15 protein-coding genes and 3 tRNA genes are annotated in these 16,132 nt (G+C 65.3%); 13 read left to right on the top strand and 5 right to left on the bottom strand.

What is annotated here, in order from left to right; all coding sequences use genetic code 11:
- Window positions 1-37: 37 nt before the first annotated feature.
- Together hpt and tilS are read right to left on the bottom strand one after the other, a co-directional pair.
- Window positions 38-589 (bottom strand): hypoxanthine phosphoribosyltransferase, encoded by a 552-nt coding sequence (hpt, locus tag EV379_RS01470; RefSeq protein ID WP_130504592.1) that lies wholly within the window; start codon window positions 587-589, stop codon window positions 38-40.
- Between the two features lie 73 nt (window positions 590-662).
- Window positions 663-1,667 carry a tRNA lysidine(34) synthetase TilS gene (tilS, locus tag EV379_RS01465; RefSeq protein ID WP_130504591.1) on the bottom strand — a complete coding sequence of 335 codons (1,005 nt, stop codon included), beginning with the start codon at window positions 1,665-1,667 and terminating at the stop codon, window positions 663-665.
- A gap of 82 nt (window positions 1,668-1,749) precedes the next feature.
- On the opposite strand from tilS, the gene ppa reads away from it, so the two are divergent.
- Window positions 1,750-2,235, top strand: a complete 486-nt coding sequence (ppa, locus tag EV379_RS01460) for an inorganic diphosphatase (protein ID WP_055835226.1) — start codon at window positions 1,750-1,752, stop codon at window positions 2,233-2,235.
- An 88-nt stretch (window positions 2,236-2,323) separates the two neighbouring features.
- Here the strand turns inward: ppa and EV379_RS01455 are convergent, their stop codons facing one another.
- Window positions 2,324-3,673, bottom strand: a complete 1,350-nt coding sequence (locus EV379_RS01455; protein ID WP_130504590.1) for a C40 family peptidase — start codon at window positions 3,671-3,673, stop codon at window positions 2,324-2,326.
- Window positions 3,666-5,012, bottom strand: a complete 1,347-nt coding sequence (locus EV379_RS01450; RefSeq protein WP_130504589.1) for a peptidoglycan DD-metalloendopeptidase family protein — start codon at window positions 5,010-5,012, stop codon at window positions 3,666-3,668. The genes EV379_RS01455 and EV379_RS01450 overlap by 8 nt, the downstream gene beginning before the upstream one ends.
- Window positions 5,013-5,339: 327 nt before the next feature.
- Between EV379_RS01450 and EV379_RS01445 the strand changes: the two genes are divergently transcribed.
- From EV379_RS01445 to EV379_RS01425, 5 genes are all read left to right on the top strand, one after another.
- A tRNA-Glu gene (locus EV379_RS01445) sits at window positions 5,340-5,412 on the top strand.
- A 66-nt stretch (window positions 5,413-5,478) separates the two neighbouring features.
- A tRNA-Asp gene (locus tag EV379_RS01440) sits at window positions 5,479-5,552 on the top strand.
- A 66-nt stretch (window positions 5,553-5,618) separates the two neighbouring features.
- Window positions 5,619-5,691, top strand: a tRNA-Phe gene (locus EV379_RS01435).
- Between the two features lie 805 nt (window positions 5,692-6,496).
- The gene (locus EV379_RS01430; protein WP_130504588.1) at window positions 6,497-7,129 is read left to right on the top strand and encodes a hypothetical protein; all 633 of its coding nucleotides are present in this window, start codon (window positions 6,497-6,499) and stop codon (window positions 7,127-7,129) included.
- 56 nt (window positions 7,130-7,185) lie between these two features.
- Window positions 7,186-8,232: a hypothetical protein gene (locus tag EV379_RS01425; RefSeq protein WP_130504587.1), complete on the top strand. Its 1,047-nt coding sequence runs from the start codon at window positions 7,186-7,188 to the stop codon at window positions 8,230-8,232.
- A 154-nt stretch (window positions 8,233-8,386) separates the two neighbouring features.
- On the opposite strand, the gene EV379_RS01420 is transcribed toward EV379_RS01425, so the two are convergent.
- Window positions 8,387-8,596 (bottom strand): hypothetical protein, encoded by a 210-nt coding sequence (locus tag EV379_RS01420; protein WP_130504586.1) that lies wholly within the window; start codon window positions 8,594-8,596, stop codon window positions 8,387-8,389.
- A gap of 146 nt (window positions 8,597-8,742) precedes the next feature.
- Here EV379_RS01420 and EV379_RS01415 point away from each other — a divergent pair, with 146 nt between their 5' ends.
- The 7 genes from EV379_RS01415 (at window position 8,743) to EV379_RS01385 (ending at window position 16,124) form a co-directional block, all read left to right on the top strand.
- Window positions 8,743-9,870: a hypothetical protein gene (locus tag EV379_RS01415; protein ID WP_130504585.1), complete on the top strand. Its 1,128-nt coding sequence runs from the start codon at window positions 8,743-8,745 to the stop codon at window positions 9,868-9,870.
- A gap of 564 nt (window positions 9,871-10,434) precedes the next feature.
- A complete protein-coding gene (locus tag EV379_RS01410; RefSeq protein ID WP_055835239.1) occupies window positions 10,435-10,638 on the top strand; it encodes a cold-shock protein in 204 nt (67 codons plus the stop codon).
- Window positions 10,639-11,178: 540 nt separating this feature from the next.
- Window positions 11,179-12,717, top strand: coding sequence for a sugar transferase (locus EV379_RS01405; RefSeq protein WP_242616182.1), 1,539 nt, complete (start codon window positions 11,179-11,181; stop codon window positions 12,715-12,717).
- Complete coding sequence (locus tag EV379_RS01400; RefSeq protein ID WP_130504583.1) at window positions 12,717-13,214, top strand: FAD synthase family protein; 498 nt, start codon at window positions 12,717-12,719, stop codon at window positions 13,212-13,214. The genes EV379_RS01405 and EV379_RS01400 overlap by 1 nt, the downstream gene beginning before the upstream one ends.
- Window positions 13,211-14,332 carry a GDP-mannose 4,6-dehydratase gene (gene gmd, locus EV379_RS01395; RefSeq protein ID WP_130504582.1) on the top strand — a complete coding sequence of 374 codons (1,122 nt, stop codon included), beginning with the start codon at window positions 13,211-13,213 and terminating at the stop codon, window positions 14,330-14,332. The genes EV379_RS01400 and gmd overlap by 4 nt, the downstream gene beginning before the upstream one ends.
- Window positions 14,329-15,372: a GDP-L-fucose synthase gene (gene fcl / locus EV379_RS01390; RefSeq protein ID WP_278044014.1), complete on the top strand. Its 1,044-nt coding sequence runs from the start codon at window positions 14,329-14,331 to the stop codon at window positions 15,370-15,372. Before gmd ends, fcl begins: the two co-directional genes overlap by 4 nt.
- Complete coding sequence (locus EV379_RS01385; RefSeq protein WP_130504581.1) at window positions 15,369-16,124, top strand: hypothetical protein; 756 nt, start codon at window positions 15,369-15,371, stop codon at window positions 16,122-16,124. The genes fcl and EV379_RS01385 overlap by 4 nt, the downstream gene beginning before the upstream one ends.
- Window positions 16,125-16,132 lie beyond the last annotated feature (8 nt).

Here is a 16,132-nt window from a genome sequence, read left to right as displayed (position 1 = left end):
GGGCTGCCGCCTTTCGCGACGCTTCGCGTCGCGCGCTTTAGCTGTAGATGCGCGGCGCCAGGATGCCGACGCTGCGGAGGTTGCGGTACTTCTCGTCGAAGTCGAGGCCGTAGCCGACGACGAACTTGTTGGGGATGTCGAAGCCGAGGTACTTGACGTCGATGTCGACGCGGGCTGCCTCCGGCTTGCGCAGCAGGGCGCAGATCTCGACGGACTCCGGTCCGCGCGACTTGAGGTTGGAGATCAGCCAGCTGAGCGTCAGGCCGGAGTCGATGATGTCTTCGACGATAAGCACCTTGCGCCCGGTGAGGTCGCTGTCGAGGTCCTTGAGGATGCGCACGACGCCGCTCGACGCGGTGCCTGAACCGTAGGAGGAGACCGCCATCCAGTCCATCGTCACCTGCATGTCCAGCTCGCGGGCCAGGTCGGCCATCACCATGACGGCGCCCTTGAGCACGCCGACCAGGAGCACGTTCTCCCCCGCGTAGTCGGCCTCGATCTGGCGTGCCAGTTCTGCGAGGCGGGTGTGGATCTGCTCTTCCGTCAGCAGAATCTCGTCGAGGTCGCCGGCGAAGTGGTGGGAGTCCATGGACGCATATCCGTTCCGGCATCGGCTGCGCCGATACCCTGCTGCTGAGCTGTCGTGCGGGTGGGGAACGAGGCTACGCGGCCGTGAAGACGAGGAGCCCGGCGTTCCTCTCAACTCTAATGCCTGGGAGGTTGAGCGCTTTCTGACCGTGCCAGTCGGTGACCAGGCGCGCGACCGACAGCGTGTGCACACGATCGAGGCTCACGCCGAACTCGCTCTGGACGACGAAGCGGATGACGCGCTGCCTGAGCGCGGCCGGGTTCGCCGCGAGGGCCGCCACCGATACCGCGATGCCGGCCTCGGCCGGCTCGCAGATCTCCTCGATGAACTCGAGCACCATCTCGTCGAGCGCCGCGGAGTCCTCCCGGAGCTGCTCGGCTGTGCGGGCGAGCGCCTCGGCGACGCCGGGCCCGAGCTCGCGCTCAAGCACGGGGAGCACATTCTGCCGCACCCGCACCCTGGCGTACGCGGGGTCGGTGTTGTGGGGGTCGTGCCAGGGATCGAGCCCGGAATCGGCACAGAACTGCACGGTGTCGGCCCGGCGGATGCCGAGCAGCGGTCGCAGGTAGCGAGCGTTCCGCGCGGCCATGCCGTGCATGCTCGTCGGCCCGGAGCCGCGGGCCAGGCCCAGCAGCACGGTCTCGGCCTGATCGTCGAGGGTGTGCGCCAACAGGATGCCGGCTGCGCCGGTCTCGCCGAGCGCGCGCTCGAAGGCGTCGTAGCGCGCCTCCCGCGCGGCCGCCTCCGGCCCACCCGCACCACCGTTGACCCCGACACTTACCCGCAGGACGAGCACCGGGTCGAGCCCGAGGTCGCGCGCCTGTTCCGCGGCGCGCTCGGCCACGGCATCCGACCCCGCCTGCAGGTCGTGGTCGATGATCACGGCGCCAGCGCGCACACCGGCGCGCGGCGCTTCGAACGCCGTCGCGGCGGCGAGGGCGAGGGAGTCGGCACCGCCGCTCAGCCCGACGAGAACGAGCGGGGACGTGTCTCGATCGAGTGATTCGAGGCTTCCGCGCACCGCGCGACGCACGTCGGCGATGGCCGGAGTCAGGCGGGGGCGGCGTGCAGAATCCATCAAGTAACCTTATTCCGGACTTTCCCCTCTCGGGGTTTGCGCAGCATCCGCTCATTCTTCATGGATACAAGGAGACCCCGCCATGGCCGATTACCTCGCCGTCATTGAGATTCCCAAGGGAAGCCGCAACAAGTACGAAGTCGATCACGAGACCGGTCGTGTGTTCCTCGACCGCGTGCTCTACACGACCTTCGTGTACCCCACCGACTACGGCTACTTCGAGAACACCCTCGGCCTCGACGGCGACCCGGTCGACGTGCTCGTGCTGCTCGACTACCCGCTCTTCCCCGGCGTCGGCGTGAAGGTGCGCCCCGTCGGCGTCTTCAACATGACCGATGACGGCGGCAGCGACGCCAAGGTCATCGCGGTTCCGGCCGGCGACCCCCGCTGGAACCACATCCAGGACGTCACAGACATCCCCGAGTTCCAGCGCAAGGAGATCGAGCACTTCTTCGAGCACTACAAGGACCTCGAGCCCGGCAAGTGGGTCAAGACTGAGGGCTGGGGCGACGCCGCCGAAGCCACCGCGATCATCGAGGCCGGAATCGTCGCCTTCCCCGGTCACTGATCGACCGCACGCAGAAGGGGCACGCCGCGTGGCGTGCCCCTTCTCGCGTTAAGCGCCGGGCTGCGGATGCCGCAGCGCCGGTCGACGGCTAGCCCGGGCGCCCCACGTACGAGGCCACGTCGCCCATGCCCCAGATGAAGTACTCGCGCACCGGTCTGGTCTCGTTCGGTGCCTCCACGATGCGGCCGTTGCCGAGGTAGATCGCGACGTGGTAGTAGTCCCCGCCACCATTGTCGGTCCAGAAGATCAGGTCGCCACGCTGGCGGTCGCTGAACGGCACGAGTCGGTTCTGTGCAGCCATCGTTCGGTACTGGTTGGTGGCCGAGTGCGTGCCGATCCAGACGCCGGCGCTGCCGTAGGCTCCGCGCGTCAGGCCGGAGCAGTCCCACACATCGGGGCCGGCACCGCCGAGCACGTAGCGGTCGCCGAGCTGGGCCAGCGCGAAGGAGATCGCCTGCTCCGCGGCGCTGCTGTTGACCGGCGGCGTCACCGGCGGCGTGACCGGGGGCTTGACGGGAGGGGTCACGGGCGGGTTCACGGGAGGCGTGACCGGCGGCGTGACGGCGGGGTTGCTCGGTTGCGGGGTCGGCGTCGACCCGCCGTTTCCTCCATTGCCGCCGTTGCCTCCAGCCGGCGGCTGCACCACGGGCGGCGGGTTCTTCGCGGCTTCCTCCGCGCGCTCGCCCTCGACGCGTTCGCGCTCGAGCTGGGCGGTGCTGTCGCGCAGCACCGCAAGCTGTGCATACAGCTCATCGGACTTGCGCTGCTCGGCGTCATAAGCGTCGACGGCCACCTGCGCGAGGGCATTCGCGGCGTCGAGCTTGGTCTGGGCCTCTGCGGCCAGGCGTTCGCGCTCCGTGGTCGCCGCACGCGCCTGCTCGGCGAGCGAGGCGACGGTGTTGCTGTCCTGGATCGCCTCGTCGTAGATCTTCTGCGACTGCTCGCTGAGCTTGCTCGCCGCTCCGAGCTGACGCAGCAGGTCGTCGGCGCCGTCGCCCTCCAGGAACAGGTTGATCGACATGTCTTGGCCGCCGGAGCGCGCCAGGTGCGAGGCGAGCAGGCCCGCACGCATCTTCGAGGTCTCCGCCTTCTTGGTGGCGGCGGCCTGCTGATCCTTGAGCTTGGACTCGCGCCCCGTGGCGGCGGCGAGATCCTCCTGATTCGTCCGCCAGGCCTCCGACGCGATCAGCGACTGCTTCATCGCGGCATCTGCCTTCGCACGCAGGCCGTCGAGGAAGCCGGTGATCTTGTCGATCTCGGCCTTCTTCGTCGCCTCGTTCTTCTTCGCGTTCTGGATGTCGTCCCACGAGGGGTAGTCGGGCGCGGCGGCGACGGGGCCGGCAAGGCCAACGGTTGCCGCCATGGCGCCGATTGTGACGGCCGAGAAGACCGTGACCGGCTTGACGCGCGAGAGCGGTCGTGTGCGTGGATCAGCCAAGGGGTACCCCACGATCTGCCATGAATGGAGCGGCGTCGATGCGGCCGCCGTTGATGTACACCTCGAAGTGCAGGTGGCAGCCGGTGGATGCCCCCGTCGTTCCGGAACTCGCGATGTTCTGCCCGACGTCCACCCAATCGCCGACGCCGACGAATCGCCCGCCGTCGCGAATGTGAGCGTAACCGGTGCTCACGCCGTTGCCGTGGTCGATCTGGATCCAGTTGCCGTAGGTGCCGTTCCAGCCCGAGTAGACCACGGTGCCCGATGACGCCGCGTAGATCGGGGAGTAGCAGCCGGTGCCGATGTCGGTGCCACGGTGGAAGCTGCTGCTGCACCCTCCTCCGCCGCAGATAACCGGACGGGGGCCGTAGCTGTCGGTGATCCGACCGGATGCCGGGACCGCCCAGCCGTTGTTGATGTAGCCGCCGCCGAGGCCGGGGCCGGGGCCGCCACCGCTGCTGCCGCCACCGCCGCCCGCAGCCTTGGCGGCTTCCTCGGCCGCTCTGGCAGCGGCCTCGGCCGCGATGCGCTGACGCTCGCCCTCTTGGTAGGCCGCTGTCGTCTTCGCCTGCTCATCGAGCATGAACGCGAGCTGCGCGTCGAGCACGACGCTGCGGTCCCGCGATTCCTGGAGTGCCGCGTCGGCCGCCTGCTGGGCCGCAACGGCCGCCGCGAGGGCGTCCTGCGCCGCGACGCGGAGCTTTTCGCGCTCCGCGGTGGCGATGTCCGCCTGGGCGCCGAGCGCCGCTGCCGTGTTGGTGGAGGCCTGCGCGCTCGTGTAGATGTCGGTGCTGCGCTCCACCATCTTGCTCATGCTGCCGAGGCGGGAAAGCAGGCCGTCGGCCTCGTCGACGGCGGCGTCGGGCTTGCCCTCGAGGAAGAGGTTGACGCTGAGGTCTCCCCCACCGGAGCGGTAGAGCTGCGCGGCCAGCTGGCCGGCCTGCTTGGTTGCGACATCCGCCGTCGCCTTGCTCGCATCGGCCTGTGCCTGCAGCGCCGCGGCGCGCTCTGAGGCCTCGTCGAACTTGTCTTGGGCGATGAGAAGCTCAGCACTGCGCTTGTCGGACTCGGCCTGCGCGGCCTGGGCGGCGACGTCGAGTTCGACGATGAGCGCCCTGATGTTGTCGACGGCGGCCGCAGCCGATGCCGAGTTCGCCTTGGCTGCCTGCACGTCATCCCAGCTGGGGAATCCCGCGGCCGCAGCCGGACCGCCGAATGCGAGGGTCACGGTCAGTGCAGCCACCATACCTGCGCCGATGCTCGAACGGATGCGGTAGCGAGCGACGCTCTGCCACAACGCGGCAAAACCGCGTCCCTGTGTCTGTCTTGTGCGCTTCATATCTCCCCAGTTCGAGGATCCCGAAAACCCTCGACAAGTAACATCCGTCACTTTTGCAACGATGACAACACTGCCAACAGTAACAATTCGGCCACGAGAGCGCTCAGACGCGCTTCCGCCGCCTCCTCGATCGCTTGACGGCAGCGCCAGGCGCAGCCGTCACACGACACCGGCGACACTAACCCGCATGGTCGCCAATTCCCGCGCAATTCCGGGCCGTGGCGCGGATTGCCGCGAACGGGGGACACGCCCGGGCGCAGCCGTTTTGGCAATCGTCGAGAATGTACGTATGCTTATGCCTCGGTTGTCCTGCAGTTCAAGACATCCGGCCCCATCGTTTAGTGGCCTAGGACACCGCCCTTTCACGGCGGCAGCACGGGTTCGAATCCCGTTGGGGTCACAAAATTGAATAGCAACAAAGTATGTACAATTGAAAAGTGCGAAAGCACAAAACGCTTCATTACGAGGCCCTGTAGCGCAGTTGGTTAGCGTGCCGCCCTGTCACGGCGGAGGTCGCGGGTTCAAGTCCCGTCAGGGTCGCTTAGGCGACAAGCCCCTTCGAAAGTTGGGGCTTTCTCCTTCTCGGCAGCATTTTCGAATGCTCCGGGCTCTGTAGCTCAGTTGGTAGAGCGTTCGACTGAAAATCGAAAGGTCACCGGATCGATGCCGGTCGGAGCCACAATCAAAACCCCCGGGAAACCGGGGGTTTTCTTGTTTCGGCGCGCCATTCCATAAGGGCGCCAATGAGGCTGTGCCATCAATGTGCCGTTCCGGGTTCGCATGGTTCGGCTTTGTGCCATTCCGGGTTCTTGCGAGATGTACGACAACCCGCACACCGACGTGGGTGTGGTCGGAGTCGACCGACCTCAGGCCAAGGACGAGCTTGTCGGCGCGGCATGAGGTCACTCCTTCGATGCGTCGCACTCACCGATCTAAGCTCGTGCGGTGGCTTTGGCATCGTGGCCCGCACAATCGGTTCGGTCGGTGGGAAATGCTCGAATGCGGAGGATCCAGCGAAGTACCTCCCAACCAGTTGTTTTCCTGCCTCGTCGAGTTTCAGATGTTCTCGCTGCAGTTCGTCTTGGACTATGTGCAGCTCCGAGTCGAGGGTGAGTCGGACGATGAGCCCTTCCTCAATTGCGACGTCTGGCCGGACGTCACTTTTGACGGAGAGTCTTACTGGGAGCCCGACCTGGGCTATCGGGGATGCGACGGCTAAACACCTTGCGCGGTCATTGAAGCCCCGGAAGGCGCAGGCATCCGCCTTTTGCTGATGTTCGAGCCGGGCTCGCTCCGACTACATCCAACGCTCGAGGTGGTCCACACAGGGGTCGCGATGCTGAGCGGAGTCGCTGATGGTGCATGAATGGTCTGGAGGCTAGGAGGGGACTCGTCCCACGACCTGAAATGATCACGGCAACTCATGGAGGACCGTCAGCGGTCAATCCTCGGGTTGAGCTCCTGAGTACCGCTATCATCGCCCCATGGGCAAGGGTGGCAGACTCCGCAAGCAACGTGCAGCAGGTGCCGCTACTGACGCACACGCGAGCCTCTTGGCTGCCGTGGAGCTGATCGGGTACTCCTACGGCGCCTACGCCGACTGCGCTGCCGCGAGCGCGATGCTCGTGCTCACAGGCCGACATCTGAGCTATGAGCTGACGCCTCGGCCAGTATCGCTCTTGGCGCGCCAGCGGTCCACGGACGACCTGGCTTTCATGGGGCCGCGGGCCACTGCTCTCGTACCCGAGCACGACCACGACCGCGTCGAGAACTTTCGTCCCGGTGACCCTGACGAGGACACGGGGCACATGGTTGTCACATCTGAAAACCCATTGCTGATGCTCGACGCAAATCTAGGCCAACTGCGCGGTTACGGCATGCAAGCGCCAGATGCCCTAGTCATTCGCATCGGCGACACCACGCCCGAGAACGGGCGGTGGGTCGCGAATGCGCCGGATCTGGAACTCGTCTACCTGCCCGACAACAACGATGCTCTCTGGGACCGCTACCAGGAGGGGCTGCACGCAATGGCCGACGACGCCGCCAAGCTCGCCGCCCTGATACAAGCGGGCCGATCAACGGCCAGCATCAGAGCGATGCTCCGGCCGCGCAGCTAGTCTTCGTCAGCGAGAACGCACATCACGGTGTCCGCGGCCACGCCTAGATTCGAGGGGTGGTGAAAAACGCGCGAGAGACGTTCAATTGGTGGTTGGTGCTGGGCGCTATCGGGGCCGGTGTCGCATTCATCGCTCTTGGCATCGTTGCGGATCTCGCTTGGAAGTGGCCTGCGATTATCACAGGGACGCTCACGAGTATTGGGTCGACCTTCCTATTGGCGTTCATCATCTTCGTGATGGAGCGGCGATTCACCCGCTCGATCACCCGCAAGGTCGAGGAGAGCACGCGGTCGATCATCGAGGCTGAAACCACCCGACTCTCGAACCGACTGGAGGACCTCGAAGGTGAACTCGCGGGCCGCAAGGCGAAAGCACGCAGCGAGGCGAACCAGATGCTCGACGAGCTGACCGAGAACCTGACACAGGAGGCTCTCGCCTCCACACTTGACACAGCAATCAGAGCCGATGCCGTGGGGCGCTCGGTGGCCGTGCCTGGGAGCCGCACCAACCGCCACACGCTACTTAGGTTCGACTGGGGCACCCACCGCGTGACACGAGGTGACGGAGTGGTCATCGATGATGGGGCGGTGCCTCGGCTGACCGTCACCGCCATCCTGGACAAGGTTCAAGGGGAACTTGGTCTTCCCTGGTACGACGTTCGGTGGGAGCCGGGGCAGTCGGCGGTGGAACTCGTGGAGTCCCTGCAGGCGAGGATGCGCGGCCGGCAACGTTTCGCGGAAGCCAAAGCGCTCGACTTTGCGTTTGCCGTCAGAGAACTGGAACGAGCCCTGCGAATCGCATCGCACGATGTGCACGCCGATCCGGGACATGAGACTGTGCGCGGGCAGCTGCGAGAGCTCCTCCCAGGCGACTGGGTAGTTACGAGCCTCGGAGTAGAGAACCTCGCTACGGGTTACACCGCCACCGCCGAGCAACTCGGCTTCCGGATCACGGGGAACAACCTCTTCGGGCCGAAGTTCAGCTTTAGTTCGGGAACCATTTCCATGGCACCGGACGGTGTCGACGTCGACGACTGGGAATTCGTGTTTCGACGCGCAGTCGAACAGCTCGTCGATAGATCATCAATCCCCTGGAATTTCTAACCTTCCCGCGCTAAGCGCTCCGTTTCCCTAATGGGGGCGGTACAGGGCGGCGAGGTGCTCGAGGTGCTCGCGCGACTTCAGCACCGCGGCTAGCTGGTCCTCTGGCTGAGCTGCTCCCAAATACGCTCGGACCGGCTCAAGGGGTGCAGACTCTTCAGCGGTCTCTTCTGATGGTCGTGGCGAGGTAGTAACGGCGCTTGCTGCCGCTGCGAAAACGCTTGGGGCGCATGCAATGCCAGCGCCCATACAACGTTGCGCGGACCTCCTCATCCGGCTCGCCCATTTCACTCAGCACGATCGCGATGGCCGAGAGTACATCCGCCGCGACAACGAACTCTTCAGGACTGCGGTCGTCGTTCGACACGGAGACGAGCGCACGCTGGCCCGATTGTGTTGGTCAGTCCCAGCCACCGATCGCTCATCGAAACGAATTCTGGGCCAGTATGACTTCATGAAGCGTTCGACTCTGAGGGCGTGCGAGCTTCTGACCGTGCGCGGGCTGGGCTGAGCGTGGCGACGCCAGCGGTCGGCTCGTGGCTTCCCGAGCACCAGGAGCACGCCTTCTTCACCTCCGCCCACATCGACGGCATTATCAGCAACCTCTCTGCCACATTGGAGCGCTATCAGCGCGACGAGCCGGTGCAGCTCACTCGCCGCTTCACTGAAAGCGAGGAACAGGTGGTGCTCGCAGGAATCCGACCGCTGCCGCAAGCTGCGGCCCGCCTCTTCGCCGACGCTCTGAATCAGGCGCGCAACTCGATCGAGCACGCACTGTTCGCCGAAGTGCAGCATAGGGTCAACCGCCCGCTCACCCTAGATGAGTCGCGAGCGCTCGAGATCCCCGCATTCGACAAGCCCGAGAGGTTTGCGCAATGGGCGAGGAACAAACACCGCCTTTCGTTAGAGATGTTTGCGCCCGGCGATGACGTCTACGAGCGCGTTCTGCGCCTTCAGCCTTTCCAACGCCAAGACCCCCACCACCACCCGCTTCGTCTCCTCACTGAGCACACGAACTTCGCGAAGCATCGAGAGCCAACCGTTGCTTTGACGCGGGTTGCGCGATTCGATCTTGACTCGAAGATTTCAAGCAGGGCTCTGGGCGAACGCGATGTCGTAGAGGTCGGCGAGGTATTAGCCGCCGTGCCCATTGGTACGCGCGAACTGTTGTCGGTGTGGCCCGAGGTAGCGGTGCAGCGCCCACACACCGGAGCGTGGCAAACGCTGATGCGAGAAGCAGGGGAGATCGCCGACTGGGTGCGGCGGCAAGCGCTGCCCATCCTCATCGCGGGCGAGACCGACCTCCCGCCCATCCCGCCAGCGCTCGACATCAGCGTCGTGTATGACAGCACAGACGCAGCATGGCGTTCAGCCCGTGAGACGTCGGCGGCCAAGCGCATGCAGCACCGCATCGGTGGCCAGCAACTCCGGGTCGATATCCTGGAGATGATGGTTGGCCAGTTCGGGATGGAATCACGGCCGACGTTCACCACATGGCTGGATGGGATGGACGACGAGACTGTGATGGAGAAGTTTTGGGACGTTCTCCAGTTGGCCGCCCGAGGCGACCTTACTTCATACCTCCGCGCAGCCGAGAAGTGGGCAGGGGAGGCCGGCGTTAGGCCGCCCGGTACGGTCTGACTCCGCACCCGCAGATCGTTCGGCCATCGACTGCCGCAGGCGGATCATCCCAGTGCCGAGTTGCTCGCATGCATCGAAGCTCTGCCACACGAGCGGCAATTTTGAGTGCACCTATGTGCCCGGGTATGAATGAACTTGAAGCGGTCATTCGACGGATTGTGCGTGAAGAAGTTGAGCTCACCTGCCTTCAGCCGCCTTGGTTGTAGCCGAGCTCACGGCTGCACGCTGGCTCGACCCATGGATCCGCGCATTGTTCTCCTCCGACCCACGCCAGGGGATGCGGACCACGCCGTGGTCCACAGGATCAAAAAGTCGCAGAAAGCCGGGGGTTTCCACCCCATTTCGCCCGCTTGTGTAACAATCCGGCATCCGCCCGAAAAAAAGTTCACCAATATCACGGGTTCATGGGCTAGTGTTGACGCTCAAGTTGTTGTGTTGCGCATTGTATTTCAAGCAACCACGAACCGACCGGTTCATGGGCGCTTTTCTGAGGGCGAATCAAGACACGCGACGCTCGGATTCGAAGGTCGGATCCGATCGATTACCTCATGAATGAGAGACAAAATGGCAACCGGCACCGTGAAGTGGTTCAACGCTGAAAAGGGCTTCGGCTTCATCACCCCCGACGACGGAAGCGCCGACGTGTTCGCGCACTTCTCCGCAATCGCGAGCGATGGCTACCGCAGCCTCGACGAGAACCAGAAGGTCGAGTTCGAGACCGCCCGTGGCCCCAAGGGCCTGCAGGCTGAGAACATCCGCCCGCTCTAGTCTGAGTACCGCGCCGCCACCTGTTGGCGCGCGCTGAACCCTATGGGTTACTGAACGGCCCCGCTTCGGCGGGGCCGTTTTTTGCGCCTGGACGCGGCGGGCGCGATCACGCACCTCGGCTCCGCCTCACGCTCCGCTGCACAACCCCTTTGCATCGAATGTGAGCAATCTGCGTGCCGGCTCCGAGCCGCGCACATCCCCGTCATTCCGGTCCTTTACAGCATTCGCGTCCACTTTTCCGACGGAACGCACCCCCCATTCTGGGGTATCGCCACCCCCCAATCGAGGCGTAAGGTCATCCACGAGAAGAGCTGAGCAGCCATCAACTTTGATGGCCGGGTTGTCCTAGCAGCCCACGCGCAGTCGATCTTGCATCAACCCGACGCAGTACCTGTAAACCCGAAATGCAGGGATTTTCGTGATCGCACTGATAATTCGTCGACCGCTTCGACGACCCACAACACAAGACAGCACCGGCCTGAACCCGCAGTCGCCGCTGTTCGCCCACCGGCCCTACCCGCGCCGAATCGCGGCAAGGCCATGAGCGAGCCACGCCCCCGGGCGCGCAGAGACACCGCATCAGGACGCCGTCGCCTTGAGCTCGTCGGGATGCCCGCCGCGCTCCCCACCACGCCAGCGGTCGACTTCCCGGCCTCCGGGCTTCGCTGGGCTCGGCTCTACCGCGACCGGCTCCGGCTCACGGATGTCGGCATCATCCTCGCCATCGTCAGCGTGGTCGGACTCATCGGCTTCGCGTCGAGCACCTCGCTCAAGCACCCGCAGTCGCTGGCCGCCGAGTACGCACTCGTTGCCGGCCTCGTCGTGTTCGCCTGGCTGCTGACGCTCGCCGCCTTCCACACCCGCGACCCCCACATCGTCGGTGTCGGCGTGACCGAGTACAAGCGGGTCGTGAACGCCAGCGCCCTGGCCTTCGGGCTCCTCGCCATCACCTTCCTCGTGCTGCAGGTCGATGTCGCCCGCGGCTACTTCATCGCTGCACTGCCGATCGGTGTTCTGGGCCTGCTGCTCGACCGCTGGCTGTGGCGCAAGTGGCTGCTGCACCAGCGCCTGTTCGGCCACTACCTCGCCAGGGCCATCGTCGTCGGCAAGAGGGAAGACGTCGCCTACGTCATCTCGCAGATCGAGTCGAAGTCCGGCGCGGCCTACCACGTGGTCGGCGTCTCGCTCGAGGACGACGACGGGCAAGGCCTCACGGTCGGGGCGCAGCACGTTCCCGTCGTCTCTGACCTCGAGGGGATTGCCGAGGCGGCCGAGTCCGTCTCCGCCGACACTGTTATCGTCGCCGGCCAGCCCGACGGCGGCAGCCAGTTCATCCGCACCCTCGGTTGGGACCTCGAGGGGACGGCGGCCGAGCTCGTGCTCTCCTCCCGGCTCACGGATGTCGCCGGCCCCCGCATCCACTTCCGTCCGGTTGATGGATTACCGCTAATCCACGTCGAGATCCCGAGCTTCGAGGGCGGCAAGCACATCCTCAAGCGCACGCTTGACGTGACTCTGGCCGCGGTGGCACTGATCGTGCTGTTCCCGTTGATGCTCGTGATCGGCATCGTGATCAAGCTGGACAGCCGCGGCCCGATCCTGTTCAGGCAGGAGCGCTGCGGCCGCAACGGGCGCACCTTCCAGATGCTCAAGTTCCGCTCGATGGTGCAGACGGCCGAGGACGATCTGGCCGGCCTGCTCGACAAGAACGAGGGCTCCGGCGTCTTGTTCAAGATGCGCAACGACCCCCGGGTCACCCGGGTCGGGCGCGGTCTCCGCAAGTACTCGCTCGACGAACTCCCCCAGATCTGGAATGCGCTGGTCGGGGACATGAGCATCGTCGGGCCCCGACCTCCGCTCAGCAGCGAGGTGCAGTGCTACGAGGGAAGCGTTCACCGCCGGCTGTTCATCAAGCCGGGAATCACGGGCCTGTGGCAGATCAGCGGTCGCTCCGATCTCAGCTGGGAGGAGAGCGTCCGGCTCGACCTTTACTACGTCGAGAACTGGTCGCTGACCGGCGACCTCATGATCATCTGGCGCACATTCAAAACGATCATCACACCGAAGGGGGCGTACTGATGGACATTCCGGAAGCCGGTGGCAGAATCCGGCACCGCGTCGGCTACGCGGGAGGGGCATTCGATCTCTTCCACGTTGGCCACTTGAACATCCTTCGGCACGCGAGGAGTCAGTGTGACTACCTGATCGCCGGTGTGGTCTCCGACGAGGTGTTGCTGCGCACGAAGGGCGCGGCAGCGGTCGTGCCGCTCGTGGAGCGACTCGAAATCGTTCGCCACATCTCCTTCGTCGACGAGGCCGTGGCCGAGACGGCGCTGGACAAGCTCGAGACCTGGCAGAAGGTCGGCTTCGACATCTACTTCAAGGGCGACGACTGGAAAGGCACGGAGCGCGGTTACTCGCTTGAGCTCGCCTTCGCCGACGTCGGCGTCGAGGTCGTCTACTTCCCGTACACGATGACCACGTCCAGCACCCGTCTGCGGCGAGCGCTGGACATGCTGAACACGGGGCAATCCGCGCCGCTCGAACGCGCGGACACCGCGGGGGTGAGCTCATGACCCGCCGCGCACTGATCACCGGCATCACGGGCCAAGACGGCTCCTACCTGGCCGAGCTTCTGCTCGACAAGGGCTACGAGGTGCACGGGATCAAGCGCCGTTCGTCGCAGTTCAACACTCAGCGAATCGACCACATCTACCAGGACCCGCACGAGCAGCACCGACGCCTGCACCTGCACTACGGCGACCTCACCGACGGCTCGAGCCTCACCAGAATCATCCAGGAGGCGCAGCCCGACGAGATCTACAACCTGGGCGCGCAGTCCCACGTCGCGGTGAGCTTCGAGACGCCGGAGTACACCGCCGACGTCGATGCCCTCGGAACGCTCCGCATCCTGGAAGCGATCCGGCTGCTCGGCATGACGGAGCGCGTGCGGTTCTACCAGGCCTCGACGTCGGAACTGTTCGGCCAGGTCCAGGAGATCCCGCAACGGGAGACGACACCGTTCTACCCCCGCTCCCCCTACGCCGTCGCCAAGCTCTTCGCCTACTGGATCACCGTGAACTACCGCGAGTCGTACGGCATGTACGCCTGCAACGGAGTCCTCTTCAATCACGAGTCACCACGGCGCGGCGAGACCTTCGTCACCCGGAAGGTCACTAGGGCGATCGCGAACATCGCGCAGGGACTTGAGCCCTGCCTGTACATCGGCAACATCGACTCGCTGCGCGACTGGGGTCACGCCCGCGACTACGTGCGCCTGCAGTGGATGATGCTCCAGGGCGATGCCCCGAAGGACTACGTCATCTCCACGGGCGAACAGCACTCGGTGCGCGAGTTCATCCGCTGGGCGGCAGAGGATGCCGGCATCGGCCTGCATTTCGCGGGAAGCGGCGTCGATGAGGTGGGCATCGTCGACACGGTCGACCCCGAGATCGCCCCCGGTGTGGCTCCAGGGGACGTCATCGTGCGGATCGACCCGCGCTACTTCCGTCCTGCCGAGGTCGAGACCCTGCTCGGTGATTCCTCGTCCGCCAGGGCGGAGCTCGGCTGGATTCCATCGATGGGAGCGCGCGAGCTCTGCGCAGAGATGGTCGCGGCGGACCTAGAGACGGCGAAGCAGACGGCATTGCTCAAGGCCTTCGGCTACCCGGCCCTTGTGACGGTGGAATCATGATGCGCGCCGACCGGAGCGAACGCGTCTTCGTCGCCGGGCACCGCGGCATGGTCGGCTCCGCAATTGTGCGCCGGCTGACCGCCCTCGGCTACACCGACATCGTCACCGCAGACCGCTCCGAGCTCGATCTGCTCGACCAGCGGGCCGTCGGGGCCTTTTTCCAGAGCACAAGCTTCGACCAGGTGTACCTGGCCGCTGCCCGCGTCGGCGGGATCGAGGCCAACCGCAGCTTCCCAGCCGACTTCATCTACCAGAACCTGATGATCGAGGCCAACGTCATCAAGTCCGCCCATGACAGCGGTGTCGACCGACTGCTCTTCCTGGGATCGTCGTGCATCTATCCCAGGGATGCCGCGCAGCCGATGCGCGAGGAGTACCTGCTCGGGGGCGTTTTGGAGCCGACGAACGAGCCATACGCCATCGCGAAGATCGCCGGCATCAAGCTCTGCGAGAGCTTCAACCGCCAGTACGGTCGTGACTACCGCAGTGCGATGCCGACGAATCTTTACGGGCCAGGCGACAACTTCGATCTCCGAATGAGCCACGTGATCCCGGCGCTCATCCGTAAGTTCCACGATGCCGTCACCTCCGGCGCCGCCGAGGTCGCGGTGTGGGGAAGTGGGCGTCCGCGTCGAGAATTCCTGCACGTCGATGACCTCGCCGCGGCCAGCGTGCATCTGCTGGAGCTCAGCCGGGAAAGCTACTGGTCGGAGGCCGACGAGCGCGTCTCGCACATCAACATCGGCACGGGAGTCGACTGCACCATCCGCGAGCTCGCCGAGTCCATCGCCGAGCTCAGCGGCTTCGACGGCCAGCTCACGTTCGACGCGAGCATGCCGGATGGGACACCACGGAAGCTCGTCGACGTCTCACGGCTCGCCGCCCTCGGTTGGCAGTCGTCGATCTCCCTCGACGACGGCCTCCGCACTACGTACGAGTGGTTCCTCGAGCATCAGCTCGGCTTCCGCGGACAGCGCCCGGACGCCGGGCACAGCGACACCGGCGTGCTTCACCACAGCAGAGAGGCGGCGGCACGATGAGTCACGACGATTCAGACTCCTGGGGCACGGGCCCCGACGATTGGGAGCCGCCCGGTCTCGGCGACAGCCGGAATCCCGAGCCCTCTGGGCGCCATGGGCGCTCCGGCATGGTTGTGCTCGCGGCGACAGCGCTGGCGGTCGTCATCGCGACGACGCTGGGACTTGGCGCCGCGTTCGGCTGGTTCGGCACATCAGCGGCATCCTCCCCGACGAATGTCGCGGAGACCGCGGCACCGCCAGTCGACGCCGGCGATGAGGAGCTCGACCCGACCGCGCCGGTGACTCCGCTGGCCGTTCCACCCACCGAGCCGCAACCGCTTGGTGACGAGGCCGAATCGGCGGAGGCCGCCGATGTGGCGATCACCGCGGTCGTCAAGGCAACCGGCGAGATCGCCCAACGGGCAGACGGCGACACCGACGGCATCGAACTGATCGCCACCGGCTTCGTCCAGGGCGAGCTTCAGGCCCTGGCCGAAGAACGCGAGCAACTCGGCTACAAGCAGGTCGGCAAAGCCACGATCACGAGCGTCACGACGCGATCGATCGACCTGACCGCAACCCCACCCACCGTCATCCTCGACGTGTGCATCGATGCATCAGCCATCGACGTCGTCGACGAGAACGGCAACTCACTCAAGGACCGCATGTACAACCCCGGCGGCCCTGTCCTGCACACCTACGGAGCCCAGTACATCGACGGGTTCTGGAAGATCGCGACACACGAAATCCCCGACAGCGCACCCTGCGCGTGACAGAAGGA

The sequence above is a fragment of the Microterricola gilva genome, assembly GCF_004217495.1.
Classification (GTDB): domain Bacteria; phylum Actinomycetota; class Actinomycetes; order Actinomycetales; family Microbacteriaceae; genus Microterricola; species Microterricola gilva.
This window is presented reverse-complemented; position numbering and strand designations above follow the sequence as displayed.

Bases quoted from the DNA above. Each gene is read 5' to 3' on its own strand.
- hpt (WP_130504592.1), bottom strand. From the start codon at position 589: ATGGACTCCCACCACTTCGCCGGCGACCTCGACGAGATTCTGCTGACG.
- tilS (WP_130504591.1), bottom strand. From the start codon at position 1,667: ATGGATTCTGCACGCCGCCCCCGCCTGACTCCGGCCATCGCCGACGTG.
- ppa (WP_055835226.1), top strand. From the start codon at position 1,750: ATGGCCGATTACCTCGCCGTCATTGAGATTCCCAAGGGAAGCCGCAAC.
- EV379_RS01450 (WP_130504589.1), bottom strand. From the start codon at position 5,012: ATGAAGCGCACAAGACAGACACAGGGACGCGGTTTTGCCGCGTTGTGG.
- EV379_RS01430 (WP_130504588.1), top strand. From the start codon at position 6,497: ATGGGCAAGGGTGGCAGACTCCGCAAGCAACGTGCAGCAGGTGCCGCT.
- EV379_RS01410 (WP_055835239.1), top strand. From the start codon at position 10,435: ATGGCAACCGGCACCGTGAAGTGGTTCAACGCTGAAAAGGGCTTCGGC.
- EV379_RS01405 (WP_242616182.1), top strand. From the start codon at position 11,179: ATGAGCGAGCCACGCCCCCGGGCGCGCAGAGACACCGCATCAGGACGC.
- EV379_RS01400 (WP_130504583.1), top strand. From the start codon at position 12,717: ATGGACATTCCGGAAGCCGGTGGCAGAATCCGGCACCGCGTCGGCTAC.
- gmd (WP_130504582.1), top strand. From the start codon at position 13,211: ATGACCCGCCGCGCACTGATCACCGGCATCACGGGCCAAGACGGCTCC.
- fcl (WP_278044014.1), top strand. From the start codon at position 14,329: ATGATGCGCGCCGACCGGAGCGAACGCGTCTTCGTCGCCGGGCACCGC.
- EV379_RS01385 (WP_130504581.1), top strand. From the start codon at position 15,369: ATGAGTCACGACGATTCAGACTCCTGGGGCACGGGCCCCGACGATTGG.